A 12,424-nucleotide genomic window follows, 5' to 3' on the forward strand; every position below is an offset into this window, starting at 1 on the left:
CGCTCGGCGCCGCGGGCAACGCGCTCGCCTGCAACATCAGTGAGTTCTCGGCCGCGGCCGAGTGCGACGGCACCAAGGGCGTCATCACGGTCACCGACAAGGACCCGGCCGGCACCCCGGCGACCGTCTCCGTCTACCTCGAGAACAACGGGGCCGACGAGCGGCTCGTCGGCAAGCAGGTGGTCAAGGGCTCCCGCGAGGGTGTCACGATCACCTTCGCCGAGGACTGGAAGCCGGGCGCGACGTACCGAGTCCACGTCAAGGCCGGCAACCAGGTCGACGAGGACATCAAGCCGAACCTGGTCACCCCGGCCACCGCCTGCACGACCGAGGAGACCCCGAGCCCCACCCCGACCCCGTCCCAGACGCCGTCGGAGTCGGCGACCCCCTCGGCCCCGGCCGAGTCCGACACCCCGACCCCGACGGCCTCGGAGGGCGGCAGCAGCGCGCCCGCGGACACCGCGAGCAACGCTCCGTCGCCCGCGGCCGGGGCCGGTGACTCCAACCTCGCCGAGACCGGCGCCGACTCCAACACCGGTCTGATCGCCGGCATCGCGGCCGCTCTGGTCGCCGTCGGCGGCGGCGCGGTGTTCTTCGGCATGCGCCGCCGCGGGGCGAGCAGCGACCGCTGATCCTCCGTCCGGCCCGACCGGCTGCGGCCCGTCCCGTTCCGGGGCGGGCCGCACGCGTCTCAGCCGAACGTCGCCCGCTCCAGCCAGAACTCCAGCAACTCCCGCTCCCCCAGGACCTCCACCTCGGGGCTGTCCAGCGGCAGTCGCCGGTAGAAGGCGAGCAGGACGGAGGTGAGCGGCCCGCGCAGCGCGACGGTCGCCTTCTCGTGGCCGCGCCGCCAGTCGACGCCCTTGTCGTCGAACTCGATCAGCCATTCGGCGTCCAGGCCCGGCTCGGCGTCGGTGGCATGGAGGTGGATACTGCGACCCGCCCCGCGCAGTTCCTGCGCGGCGGCGTCGGGGTACTTCTCCTGCGCGAACCGTACGATCTGCAGCCACTCGTCGATCGCGTCGGCCGCCAGCTCCGGCGCGACCTCGTACGTCACGCCTGCGGCGATGGCCGCGTCGGCCCGGTGGATCACCGTCTCGTGCGCCATCCGCCGCGCCCAGAATCCGGCGGTGTGCTCCCAGGCCCAGGACCAGGCCGCAGTCCCGGCCCCGGCGGCGCGAAAGGTCTCGGCGGCCTTCTCGGCGCCCTCCACGAGCCAGGCGTCGAGCGCGGCTGGGTCGTCGTCCTCCGGCCCGTCGAAGTCGGCCACCTGCTCGACCGGCACGTTCTTCGTCGCCCTCGTCCGCACGATGTGCTCGGCCCAGCGGTGCGCTTCGCCCACATGCACGGCAAGCTGCCGCAGCGTCCAGTCCGGGCAGGTCGGCACGGTCACGGAGAGATCGGCTCCGGCGAGGTGTGACCTCAACAGATCGGTCTGGCCGACGACTTCGTCGCAGTAGCGGTCGTGTCCGAGTAGCGTCATGAGCCGCACCCTAGGCGTCCCGGGCTCCTCCGAGCACGACAATTTCGGCTGCGTCGAAGGCCACCCCGACCTCGTCCCCGGTCTCCGGCGCGTCCCGCAGCGCACACGCCGCCTCAAGGCGCGGCGCATCCTCGGGCTGCAGATGTACTGCGACATGGGTGCCCTTGAACGTGCGCGCGGCCACCGTGCAGCGCAGCCCCGCGTCGGCCGGCACGAGGCGCACACCGGCGGGCCGTACGAGGATCGTGCCCGCCCCCTGCGCCGCCCCCTCGGGCACCGGCAGCTTGCCCCACGGCGTGTCCGCGGCCTGTCCGCTCACCGTCGCCGCGACCACATTGTCGAAGCCCAGGAAGCGGGCCACGAACTCGTCCGCCGGCCGCTGCCACACCTTGAGCGGCGTACCGGACTGCGCGATCCGCCCGTCCCGCATCACCACCACCCGGTCGGCGAGCGCGAAGGCCTCGCCCTGGTCGTGTGTCACCGCGAGCACGGTCGTCCCCAACCGGCCGAACAGCTCCCGGAGTTCGACCACCAACCGTTCCCGCAGCGACCGGTCCAGCTGGCCGAGCGGCTCGTCCAGCATGAGCAGCCGTGGCCGCGGCGCCAGCGCCCGGGCCAACGCAACCCGTTGCTGCTCACCCCCGGACAGCGCGGCGACGGCCCGACGCGCGGCACCCGGCAGCCCGACGAGCTCCAGCAACTCCCGTACATACTCGCCCTGCTGCCTCTTCGACGCCCCGTGCATCCGCAGCCCGAACGCCACGTTGCCGCCCACGTCCCGCTGCGGGAACAGCTGATGGTCCTGGAACATCAGCCCCACGCCCCGCTTGTGAGCGGGCACGCCCGCCTGGTTCCGCCCGTCGAGTACCACCCGTCCGGCGTCCAGCGGCTGCAGCCCAGCGACCGCCCGCAGCAGCGTCGACTTGCCACTGCCACTCGGCCCGAGCACGCACACCACCTCGTGCTGGGCGACGCCCAGGTCGACGCGGTCGAGCGCGGCCCGCCCGCGGAACCGTACGGTCGCGCCCTCAAGGCTCAGCAGCATCAGAACTCCCCCGTCCGGTCGGTCCGCAACCGCTCCAGCACCAGCAGCGCCACCGCGCACACCACCATGAGAATCGTCGAAAGGGCCATCGCCTGCCCGTAGTTGAGCTCGCCGGGCCGCCCCAGCAGCCGCGCCACCGCGACCGGCAGCGTCGGGTTGTCCGGCCGCGCGATGAAGACCGTCGCCCCGAACTCGCCGAGCGACACCGCGAAGGCGAACCCGGCCGCGACCAGCAGCGCCCGCCGCACCATCGGCAGATCGACCTCCCGCCATGCCCGCCACGGCGACGCCCCGAGCACCGCCGCCGCCTCCCGCAGCCGCGCGTCCACGGCCCGCAGCACGGGCAGCATGGTCCGTACGACGAAGGGGACCCCGACCAGCGCCTGCGCGAGCGGCACCAGGATCCATGAACTGCGCAGATCCAGCGGCGGTTCGTCGAGGGCGATGAGGAACCCGAAGCCCACGGTCACGGCGGACACACCCAGTGGCAGCATCAGCAGCGCGTCGAACCCGCGCACGAACCGTCCGGCATCCCGCCGGGTCAGCGCCACGGCCGCGAGGCCGCCGATCAGCACGGCGATGGCGGTGGCGACGACGGCGTAGGTGAGCGAATTGCCGATCGCATCGATCGGCGGGACGAGGAAGGTCCCGCCGTCCTCGCTGGTCAGCGCCCGGTAGTAGGCGAAGTCGGGCGCGTCCAGCGACCGCTGCACCAGCACGGCCAGCGGCAGCAGAAGCAGCCCGGCGACGGAGGCGAGGACACCGGCAAGGAGCGCCCACTGGCCCACCCCCTGCGGCCTGCGCGCGGTCACGGACGCGTCCACGAGGCGCAGGGCGGTCTCCCGTCGCCGTACGGTCCAGGCGTGCACGGCGAGGATGGCGCCCACCGCCAGGAACTGGATGATCGTGAGGACGGCGGCCGTCGACAGGTCGAAGATCTCAGAGGTCTGCCGGTAGATCTCCACTTCGAGGGTCGAGAAGGTCGGCCCGCCCAGGATCTGCACCACACCGAAGGAGGTGAAGGTGAACAGGAAGACCATCAGCGCGGCGGCTGCCACGGCGGGCGCGAGCGCGGGCAGGGTCACGGTGCGCCAGGCGGAGAGCCGCGAGGCACCGAGCATCCGCGCGGCCTCCTCCTGCCGGGGGTCGAGTTGCGCCCAGAGCCCGCCGACCGTCCGTACGACGACGGCGTAGTTGAAGAAGACGTGCGCCAGCAGGATCGCCCACACGGTGGTGTCCAGCCGTACGCCCCACAGCTCGTCGAGCAGCCCGCCACGCCCGACCAGCGCGAGGAACGCCGACCCGACGACCACCGTGGGCAGCACGAACGGCACGGTCACGACCGCCCGCAGGAGGTGCTTGCCGGGGAAGTCGAAGCGGGCGAAGACATACGCACCGGGCAGCGCGACCAGCAGGGTCAGCGCGGTCGAGGCGAGCGCCTGCCAGGTGGTGAACCACAGGACGTGGCGGATGTCTGACTGCGTGAGGACGTCCACGATCCTGCCGAGCTGCCAGCCCCCGTCGGCCTTCAGCCCGCGGGCGACGATCGCGGCCACGGGGTAGGCGAAGAAGACGGCGAAGAACGCGACGGGCAGTGCGATGAGCCCGAGCCGTGCCGCGCCGCCCTTCGTGACGCGCTTCTTGAGGGCTACTTCAGTACGAGCGAGGTCCACGACTTGACCCACTGGTCGCGGTTGGCGGCGATCTCGGCCGGGTCCATGGTCTGCGGATCCTTGGCCTGCGGCCCGTACTTCACGAACTCCTCCGGCACCTGGGCGGCCTCCCGCACCGGGTAGACGAACATGTTCAGCGGCATGTCGTCCTGGAACTCCTTGGTGAGCAGGAAGTCGAGCAGCGCCTTGCCGCCCTCGGTGTTCCGCGCGTTGCTCAGCAGCCCCGCATACTCGATCTGCCGGAAGCAGGTGCCGGTCGCGACCCCGGTCGGCGCGGTCTTCGGCTTCGGGTCGGCGAAGACGACCTCGGCGGGCGGAGAGGAGGCGTACGACACGACGAGCGGCCGGTCGCCGCCGGCCTTCCGGCCGCTCGACGAACCCGAGAACTCCTCGTAGTACGCCTGCTCCCAGCCGTCGACGACCTTCACACCGTTGGCCGTGAGCTTCTTCCAGTAGTCCTGCCATCCGTCGCCGTACTTCGCGGCGGTACCGAGCAGGAAGCCGAGGCCGGGCGAGGAGGTGGCGGCGTTCTCGGTGACCAGAAGGTTCTTGTACGCGGGCTCGGTCAGGTCGTCGAAGGACTGCGGCGGGTCCAGCTTGTGTTCGGTGAAGTAGGCCTTGTCGTAGTTGACGCAGATGTCTCCGGTGTCGACGGGCGTGACCCGGTGCTTGTCCTGGTCGACCCGGTACTCGGGCAGGACGAAGTCGGAGCCCTTCGCCTCGTACGGCTGGAAGAGGCCGTTGTCGAGGGCGCGGGACAGCAGCGTGTTGTCGACGCCGAAGAAGACGTCGCCCTGCGGGTTGTCCTTGGTCAGGATCGCCTTGTTGACGGCCTGCCCGGCGTCGCCGTCCTTGAGGACCTTCACCGTGTAGCCGGACTGCTTCTCGAAGTCCGCCAGCACGCCCTTGGACACGGCCCACGAGTCGTGGCTGACGAGGGTGACCGTCTTGGAGTCCCCGGAGCCCCCGCTGCCGGACTCGGAAGAAGACCCGCACGCAGACAGCACTGGCAGCGTGATCAGGCCCAGCCCGACGACCACGGCTGTGAACTTCCTGGTGTTGCTCACCGATTTCCTCCTGGCTGACCAGGAAGAGACGCGGCCCTGCCCGGGGACCTTCGGACGGCTCCCGGGCAGGGCGCAACAGCTTGAGTGACGACCGATCTCCCTACCCAGAATGACCTGGGCGAGGTTCAGAGGGTCTGCGGACTGTCCCGCACTCTCAGCGCTGTGGCGCTCCCCTGTCGGAATATGAAGATGTGTACGGCGTCAGACTACCGCTCGGTGGCGGCCAGCTGACCACACGCCCCGTCGATCTCCTGACCTCGGGTGTCCCGGACGGTCACCGGCACGCCGTGCGCGGCGATCGCCTCGACGAACGCCTTCTCGTCCTCCGGCCGTGAGGCCGTCCACTTCGAGCCCGGCGTCGGGTTCAGCGGGATCAGATTCACGTGCACGGGCCTGCCCTTGAGCAGCCGGCCGAGCCGGTCACCGCGCCAGGCCTGGTCGTTGATGTCCCGGATCAGCGCGTACTCGATGGACAGCCGGCGCCCCGACTTGGCCGCGTACTCCCACCCGGCGTCGAGGACTTCCCGCACCTTCCACCGTGTGTTGACGGGGACGAGGGTGTCACGCAGCTCGTCGTCGGGCGCGTGCAGCGAGATGGCCAGCCGGCACTTGAAGCCCTCGTCGGCGAAGCGGTGGATCGCCGGCACCAGTCCGACGGTCGACACGGTGATCCCGCGCTGCGACAGCCCGAGCCCGTCCGGCTCGGGGTCGGTGAGGGCGCGGATCGCGCCGACGACGCGCTTGTAGTTGGCGAGGGGCTCGCCCATGCCCATGAAGACGATGTTCGACAGCCGTGCGGGACCGCCGGGGATCTCGCCGTCCCTCAGCGCCCGCATCCCGTCCACGATCTGGTGCACGATTTCGGCAGTGGACAGATTCCGGTCCAGCCCCGCCTGCCCGGTCGCACAGAACGGGCAGTTCATCCCGCAGCCGGCCTGCGAGCTGATGCACATGGTCACCCGGTCCGGGTACCGCATCAGCACCGACTCGACGAGCGTCCCGTCGAACAGCCGCCACAGCGTCTTGCGGGTGGTGTCCGCATCGGTCGACAGATGCCGTACGACGGTCATCAGCTCGGGCAGCAACGCCTCCCGCAGCTTCGCGCGGGACCCGGCCGGGATGTCGGTCCACTGCTCCGGGTCGTGCGCGTACCGCGCGAAGTAGTGCTGCGAGAGCTGCTTGGCGCGAAACGGCTTCTCGCCGATCTCGGCCACGGCTTCCCTGCGCTCGGCGGGCGTGAGATCGGCAAGGTGCCGCGGCGGCTTCTTGGCTCCGCGCGGGGCGACGAAAGTGAGTTCTCCGGGCTTAGGCATGGCTGTACCAGTGTCGCAGATCCAATTGGGTGACCTGCGGCTGTCGCTCGCTACGGCTGTCGTTAGCAGTCGTCACCGGCCGTCACTGAGCGGCCTCGGACGGCCCAGAGACGGCCCAGAGCCGATCGGCTGGCCCCGACAGTCAGACTATCCACCCCTTCCTGAATTCAGGAATCCATGTACTCTCGATCTCATGCTGACCGTTGCCCCGGAGGTCGAAGTACTGGCCCGGTTCGGCCGTGCGCTCGCCGACCCGATCCGCTGCCGGATCCTGCTTGTCCTGCGTGAAGCTCCCGCCTACCCGGCCGACCTCGCCGACGCCCTGGGCATCTCACGCACCCGGCTCTCGAACCACTTGGCATGTCTGCGCGACTGCGGCCTGGTCGTCACCGTCCCCGACGGCCGCCGCACCCGCTACGAGCTCGCGGACGTCCGCCTCGGCCACGCGCTGGACGACCTGCGTACCGCTGTGGTGGCTGTCGAGACGGACCGCACCTGTGCCGACGCCGACGACAAGGGATGCTGCTGATGACCGCGATATCCCTCGGCCCCTCCTCGGCCCGCCGTGACGTGCTCGCCCGTCGGATACGTCTGCTGGTCGCGGCGACGATCACCTACAACGTCATCGAGGCGATCGTCGCCATCACCGCCGGCACCCTCGCCTCCTCCACCGCGCTCATCGGCTTCGGCCTCGACTCAGTCATCGAGGTCTCCTCCGCCGCCGCGGTCGCCTGGCAGTTCTCCGCCCGAGAGCACGCCGTACGGGAAGCACGGGAGAAGACCACCCTGCGGATCATCGCGGTCTCCTTCTTCGCACTCGCCGCCTACGTCACCACCGACGCCGTCCGCGCCCTGACCGGCTCGGGCGAAGCCGAGCGCTCCATCCCCGGCATCGTCCTCGCCACGCTCTCCCTGGCCGTCATGCCGTTCTTGTCTGCCGCCCAGCGCAAGGCCGGGCGCGAACTCGGCTCCGCCAGCGCGGTCGCCGACTCCAAGCAGACCCTGCTGTGCACGTACCTCTCCGCCGTGCTCCTCGTCGGCCTGGTCCTCAACGCCACCCTCGGCTGGTCCTGGGCCGACCCGATCGCAGCCCTCGTCATCGCCGCCATCGCCGTCAAGGAAGGCCGCGACGCCTGGCAGGGAAAGGGCTGCTGCGCGGCCCCGCCCGCGACGATGCCGAATGGAAACACAGAGGCAGATGCGCGCGGATGCCGCCCCGGATGCGACTGCTGCAACTGACCTCACAAGCCGGTCTGCTAATCAGCCCTCTGGCTGACCAGCAAGGCTGAGGAAGCCCACGGCTCTGACCAGCTCAGATGCCGTGGGCTTCTGTCGTTGTCGGTCGACGTCGGCTGACCTCGTACGGCCCAGGGGCGGCCCGGACTGCACACCGGGCCGTCGCTGTTTCCCCAGCGGCGTGGCAGGCCTACAGGTCAACACGGGACTCAATGTCGCCCCGCCTGAGAACGACGTGTGCCGGCCTGAACGGCAGACTGCGCAGAGTCGACTCCATGACCTTGAAGAGAGCATCTGCATCCGGGCCGTAGGCGTAGAGCACGGCCTCGCCCTCTCCGAACTCGTTGCCGTCGACCTCCCCGACACCGGCCTCCTCGACTGCTGCTGCCATCACCTCCTCAGCCTCGTAGACCCGCTCTCGCTGGCCGGCGTCGCCAAAACCGCCAGCAGCAAGCCGGAAGTGGCCAATGACAGCGTGCTCCTCATCCCTGTTGTCAGGGGCAATGGGTGTCTCCATGCCGGACACACTCTCATCGGGTTCTGACATCGGTGCGGCTCCTTCGAAGGGACCCTGCATCGGAGCCAGTCTTGGCGGCTACCAGGCTGGGGCGCCGCGCCACTCCCTGGCATGATCACGCCTGTGGGTGTGATGTATGACTACTTCTCCGCGGCATCGGACGAGTCGGCCGCCACGACCATCGACTTGCCCGGCGGGCCGGATGGTGCGGGGGCGCAGCTGCCAATGCCCGTCCCGGAGGTCCTGCGGCGTTACGGGCGCGACGGCCTTCGCGAGCTCCTCAGACCACGGCTTCGGCTGGCCGAGACGGGGTTCCACGTCGTGGCCACCAAGGCGTTCGACTCGACGACCGACCTCGGAGCGATCGAGGGGATCTTGACCGGGGTCGACTTCGACGAGTTCCTGGCACGGCCCCGGACCTCCCACGTCGTCGCCGAACGCGACGGAGGCGAGCGTCTGGTGCTCACCATCAGCGATGAGCTTCAAGGCGTCCTGGCGGGGGTGGAGGCCGCCGAATTGACTGCGGCAGCACGGCATTGGGTCGAAGAGCGGGGGTCTGGTGATACCGACGCGATCGGCGGCCTGCTGCACGAGTTGGCGAAACTCGCCCGCGGGGCACAGCGGCGCGGGGAACGGCTGTACTGCTGGATCTGCGTCTGATCGACCCGAGTTCCGCACTACCCCAGAGGACTGACACGTCGGCCTGTGCTGGTGGGACCGTCCCTCCAAAGGAGCCACACCCTTCTGGCATCGCCCCGGCAAGGTCACCACTCCCAAGCGCTGATGCCACGGCCTCTTTGTCCCGAAGCAACTTGGGTGGGGTCTCGGCCTCGGATTGGTATGTCTCTGAGCTGTGGTGATGGTCCGCAGGTGTGCGGGGTTGTCCGCCGCTGTGCGTCGGCGTTGTCACGCAGTTAGACACTCACTCGGCCGCGCGCTTGATAGCGATCGGCTCCGCGGAGGGGAAGTAGAGCGTGTCGCCGGCGTCTTCGTCGTCCATGTACTCGGGGCGGTCGGCAGGAATGATGCCCAGCATGACGCGGGGGCGAGGCAGCCACCCGACATCCTGTGGCTGCTCGCATCGATGAATGTCGACGACCTGAGCGATCGTTTCAGGAATGCCGACCATGCACATGGCGTTCTCGGTCAGGTGCCACGGTTCAGGGTCGGTTCGGTAGGGGGAGTCGACCCAGTCTTGTGAATCCGGATTTCGGGCAAATGCGCGACCTCCATCCCACCGGAACCGGGATTCAGGATCAATCTCGCCCCATGGCCACTCGACGTATGCGTAGCTCTGATCGACTCTTGTCACACGAGTGGGTGTCATCGCCAGGCTGAGCTTTACAAGGTCACCAACCTGGAGCGACTCCAGCCCAAGGCCATCAGCCACGCCTACCTCCACCTCGCCAGTAGCGGGCTGCACCTTACCGCGCGGCCGGTACGGAGCCTCAATGTCCCAGTCCAGGGCTGTGGAGCACCAGTTTGGAAGATCGCGTAACTGGATGCGGGCTGACCTGGCGAGACGCTGACCTGCGTGTTTCCGGATGGCGCTCCGCTGTTCCCCGAGACTCCCCGCTACTCGCTGTTCCGTCGGGCACGTCAGGGGCACGTCGTCACTCGTCGATCCGGGCAGCATCGGCGAGGCGAAGGTCGGCGATGAGGCGGAAGCGTTCCAGAACCGCCAGCGTCGTGTCGTCGACGGTGAAATCGGGGTCCTCCAAGGCCGCACGCATCTCCTCGCTGTGCCAGAACCGCTCGTGGCCTTCGCGCCACTCGGCCACGCTGGTGTCCCCCTCCCCCTCGTCCACCACGTGGGCAAGATCCACCTGCGCCAGCGGGACGACGCGCACGCTGGTCACCTCGATGACCGCGACCGGACGATCGTCCGAGTCGACGACCACCGAACGGCTCCCGACTTCCGGCAGGGGCTCTCCGTCATGCTCGTAGTCGACGACGAGTGCTGTCGTGGAGGTCTTGGAACCGTTGAGGATGGCTGCGACGAGCTGGTCGCGCAGTGGGCCAGGGAAAGCGAACTCGGTCCTGGGCATCGACGCGATGTCTGCAGGTGAGATGGAGTCGGGCGTCATGCGATCACCGTAACGACCCACCCCGGGGCAAGCCAGAACGTTAAGGCGCCCACGCGGTCGGCGTAGCGACTTTGGCCGGGAGCTGCTTTGGCGCGAGTGATCATGGCCCTGTAAGCTTCCGGCGCGTCGGGCAGTCTGTGGACCTGCTGGGCTGCATCCTCGGGGGCCTCCATCGGCCCGATGTAGAGGACGCTCACCTTGGCCGTGGCGCCGGACTGGGCGGACTCGGCGAGGTACGCGGCCTTGCCGCTGCGCCGGTGTGACCGCCGGAAGCGGTCCGAGGAGCGGAGCCGTACGGAGTCCGGCAAGTCCGTCTACCAGCGCAACCTGGTGGCCGGGCTGGCTGCGCACCATGTCGCCCTCGTCGGCATCGACTGCAAGCAAGGGGTCGAGCTGTTTCCACTGGCCCGCCGGTTCTCCGCCCTCGCCGACAACCGCGACACCGCGCTGGAACTGCTGGAGGCGCTGGTGACGCACATGCAGGAGGTCTACCAGCTCATCCGGGCGGAGCAGCGCATCAGCGTGGCGGTGCCGGATGCGGAGATCGCCGCCGACATCTGGGACCTGCGTGAGGAACTGCGGCCGGTGCCGGTCGTGGTCCTGGTCGACGAGGTCGCCGAACTCGCCCTGAGCACGAAGAAGAACGACCCGCGCCGGGACCGGATCATCACCGCCCTGGTGCGCCTCGCCCAGCTCGGCCGCGCGGCCGGCATCTACCTGGAGATCTGCGGGCAGCGCTTCGGCTCCGAACTCGGCGACGGCATCACCATGCTCCGCGCCCAGCTCACCGGCCGCACCGCGCACCGCGTCAACGACGAAACCTCCGCCAAGATGGCCTTCGGCGACATCTCCCCGGACGCGGTCCTGGCCGCCATCCAGATCCCCGCCGAGATGCGCGGGGTGGCCATCGCCGGGGACTCCACCGGCGGCTGGCACCGCATCCGCGCCCCGCACACCTCGCTGCGCCAGGCCGTGAACATCTGCAACAAGCACGCCGACCGCACCCCCGACCTGCCCGCCCTGGCGGCCTACCGGCCCGCGGCTGCCTCGCTGCCCTCGGCCCGGGTGCCGCTGTCCAAGACAGCCCCCGCCACGGCCTGACCTCTCCTGCCCCCCGGCCGGCGCGACCGCCTTCGCGCCAGGTCCCTACCCCCTCCATGCCTCAGGACAGGAAGGAGTGCCCCGTGTTCTGCGCGCACTGCGGCGACGTCGACGGCACCGAAACCGGCATCGACCACGACGAACGCGACTGCCCCTGGTACGACACCGACGACGGCACCGTGACCATCGACGCCGCCGAGCTGGCCAACATCCTCCAGACCGTGGCGGACGGTATCCCCGCCCAGCAAGCCGCGATCGGCCTCCTCGTCGACCACGGCCTGTGGATCAAGCGCCTGGCCGAGCGGCCCGGCCTGCTGCTGATCGACTACTCCGGGCCCGCCCCGGAGCCGTACGGCGTCGACTGGCTCAAGGTCGTCGAGGCCCTGACCGCGAAGGACCTGCCCGCCTCCAGCGGGGAATTGCGCATCCTGGCCATCGCCGCCTCGCTCGCCGACACCGCCGCCCGGATCCCGCTCGGCGACGCGGTCACCGGCCTGGACGCGGCCAACCTCGACCGGGTCCTGAAGGCCATCACCGAGGCCAACGGCCGACCCGTAGCGCGGTGACCGTCATGGCCTCGCGACTGCACATCGATGCCGTGCTGGTCCAGGCGGTCATCGCCGGAGCGCTGTCCTTCGCCCACCTGCACGACCTGGCCGCCGCTGCCGGACAGGACGGCTGGAAAGCCTGGGCCTACCCGATCTCGGTCGACCTGCTCCTGGTCGCCGCCTGGCGACGACTACGCACCGACGGGCCGTCCCGCCTGGCCTGGTGCTGGTTCCTGATCGCCCTGGTGGCCTCGCTCGGCGCCAACATCGCCACCGCCGGACTCCTCTACCTGGACCAGGTCCCGGCGTGGCTGCGCATCCTGGTCGCCGCCTGGCCCGCGCTGGCCTTCATGG

General features: G+C 69.8%; 13 protein-coding genes and 3 pseudogenes. 7 read left to right on the plus strand and 9 right to left on the minus strand.

Translation table 11 applies throughout. The features are described 5' to 3' along the window. The coding region (locus ACTWQJ_RS10825; protein ID WP_443306419.1) for an LAETG motif-containing sortase-dependent surface protein at positions 1-632 on the plus strand (632 nt) is incomplete at its 5' end. Between the two features lie 59 nt (positions 633-691). Here ACTWQJ_RS10825 and ACTWQJ_RS10830 read toward each other — a convergent pair. The 5 genes from ACTWQJ_RS10830 to rlmN form a co-directional block, all read right to left on the minus strand. After that, positions 692-1,483: a maleylpyruvate isomerase family mycothiol-dependent enzyme gene (locus ACTWQJ_RS10830; protein ID WP_443306420.1), complete on the minus strand. Its 792-nt coding sequence runs from the start codon at positions 1,481-1,483 to the stop codon at positions 692-694. 10 nt (positions 1,484-1,493) lie between these two features. Next, positions 1,494-2,528: an ABC transporter ATP-binding protein gene (locus tag ACTWQJ_RS10835; RefSeq protein WP_443306421.1), complete on the minus strand. Its 1,035-nt coding sequence runs from the start codon at positions 2,526-2,528 to the stop codon at positions 1,494-1,496. Continuing rightward, positions 2,528-4,129, minus strand: a complete 1,602-nt coding sequence (locus ACTWQJ_RS10840) for an ABC transporter permease (RefSeq protein WP_443306443.1) — start codon at positions 4,127-4,129, stop codon at positions 2,528-2,530. The genes ACTWQJ_RS10835 and ACTWQJ_RS10840 overlap by 1 nt, the downstream gene beginning before the upstream one ends. Positions 4,130-4,176: 47 nt before the next feature. Then, a complete protein-coding gene (locus ACTWQJ_RS10845) occupies positions 4,177-5,268 on the minus strand; it encodes a thiamine ABC transporter substrate-binding protein (RefSeq protein ID WP_443306422.1) in 1,092 nt (363 codons plus the stop codon). Between the two features lie 206 nt (positions 5,269-5,474). Then, positions 5,475-6,581: a 23S rRNA (adenine(2503)-C(2))-methyltransferase RlmN gene (gene rlmN / locus ACTWQJ_RS10850; RefSeq protein ID WP_224735222.1), complete on the minus strand. Its 1,107-nt coding sequence runs from the start codon at positions 6,579-6,581 to the stop codon at positions 5,475-5,477. Between the two features lie 193 nt (positions 6,582-6,774). Here rlmN and ACTWQJ_RS10855 point away from each other — a divergent pair, with 193 nt between their 5' ends. Beyond that, a complete protein-coding gene (locus tag ACTWQJ_RS10855; protein WP_443306423.1) occupies positions 6,775-7,110 on the plus strand; it encodes an ArsR/SmtB family transcription factor in 336 nt (111 codons plus the stop codon). Continuing rightward, a complete protein-coding gene (locus tag ACTWQJ_RS10860; RefSeq protein ID WP_443306424.1) occupies positions 7,101-7,820 on the plus strand; it encodes a cation transporter in 720 nt (239 codons plus the stop codon). The genes ACTWQJ_RS10855 and ACTWQJ_RS10860 overlap by 10 nt, the downstream gene beginning before the upstream one ends. Positions 7,821-8,007: 187 nt before the next feature. On the opposite strand, the gene ACTWQJ_RS10865 is transcribed toward ACTWQJ_RS10860, so the two are convergent. Then, positions 8,008-8,364, minus strand: a complete 357-nt coding sequence (locus tag ACTWQJ_RS10865) for a hypothetical protein (RefSeq protein WP_443306425.1) — start codon at positions 8,362-8,364, stop codon at positions 8,008-8,010. 93 nt (positions 8,365-8,457) lie between these two features. Between ACTWQJ_RS10865 and ACTWQJ_RS10870 the strand changes: the two genes are divergently transcribed. Further along, complete coding sequence (locus ACTWQJ_RS10870) at positions 8,458-8,994, plus strand: hypothetical protein (protein ID WP_443306426.1); 537 nt, start codon at positions 8,458-8,460, stop codon at positions 8,992-8,994. Between the two features lie 262 nt (positions 8,995-9,256). Here the strand turns inward: ACTWQJ_RS10870 and ACTWQJ_RS10875 are convergent, their stop codons facing one another. The 3 genes and pseudogenes from ACTWQJ_RS10875 to ACTWQJ_RS10885 form a co-directional block, all read right to left on the minus strand. After that, a complete protein-coding gene (locus tag ACTWQJ_RS10875) occupies positions 9,257-9,724 on the minus strand; it encodes a hypothetical protein (protein ID WP_443306427.1) in 468 nt (155 codons plus the stop codon). Between the two features lie 223 nt (positions 9,725-9,947). Then, a complete protein-coding gene (locus tag ACTWQJ_RS10880; RefSeq protein ID WP_443306428.1) occupies positions 9,948-10,421 on the minus strand; it encodes an ASCH domain-containing protein in 474 nt (157 codons plus the stop codon). Between the two features lie 140 nt (positions 10,422-10,561). Beyond that, positions 10,562-10,717: pseudogene (locus ACTWQJ_RS10885) on the minus strand (GntR family transcriptional regulator); the annotation flags it as partial. Between ACTWQJ_RS10885 and ACTWQJ_RS10890 the strand changes: the two are divergent. The 3 genes and pseudogenes from ACTWQJ_RS10890 to ACTWQJ_RS10900 form a co-directional block, all read left to right on the plus strand. Next, positions 10,716-11,522: pseudogene (locus tag ACTWQJ_RS10890) on the plus strand (FtsK/SpoIIIE domain-containing protein); the annotation flags it as partial. The pseudogenes ACTWQJ_RS10885 and ACTWQJ_RS10890 sit on opposite strands and share 2 nt — an antisense overlap. An 83-nt stretch (positions 11,523-11,605) precedes the next feature. Then, entirely contained in the window at positions 11,606-12,088 is a 483-nt protein-coding gene (locus tag ACTWQJ_RS10895; protein ID WP_443306429.1) for a hypothetical protein, read from the plus strand. A 5-nt stretch (positions 12,089-12,093) separates the two neighbouring features. Then, positions 12,094-12,402 (plus strand): annotated as a pseudogene (locus tag ACTWQJ_RS10900) (DUF2637 domain-containing protein); the annotation flags it as partial. Between the last annotated feature and the right edge of the window lie 22 nt (positions 12,403-12,424).

It is taken from the genome of Streptomyces sp. KR55, from assembly GCF_052245645.1.
GTDB lineage: Bacteria > Actinomycetota > Actinomycetes > Streptomycetales > Streptomycetaceae > Streptomyces > Streptomyces flavusporus.

Bases quoted from the DNA above. Each gene is read 5' to 3' on its own strand.
- ACTWQJ_RS10830 (WP_443306420.1), bottom strand. From the start codon at position 1,483: ATGACGCTACTCGGACACGACCGCTACTGCGACGAAGTCGTCGGCCAG.
- ACTWQJ_RS10835 (WP_443306421.1), bottom strand. From the start codon at position 2,528: ATGCTGCTGAGCCTTGAGGGCGCGACCGTACGGTTCCGCGGGCGGGCC.
- rlmN (WP_224735222.1), bottom strand. From the start codon at position 6,581: ATGCCTAAGCCCGGAGAACTCACTTTCGTCGCCCCGCGCGGAGCCAAG.
- ACTWQJ_RS10855 (WP_443306423.1), top strand. From the start codon at position 6,775: ATGCTGACCGTTGCCCCGGAGGTCGAAGTACTGGCCCGGTTCGGCCGT.
- ACTWQJ_RS10860 (WP_443306424.1), top strand. From the start codon at position 7,101: ATGCTGCTGATGACCGCGATATCCCTCGGCCCCTCCTCGGCCCGCCGT.
- ACTWQJ_RS10865 (WP_443306425.1), bottom strand. From the start codon at position 8,364: ATGTCAGAACCCGATGAGAGTGTGTCCGGCATGGAGACACCCATTGCC.
- ACTWQJ_RS10880 (WP_443306428.1), bottom strand. From the start codon at position 10,421: ATGACGCCCGACTCCATCTCACCTGCAGACATCGCGTCGATGCCCAGG.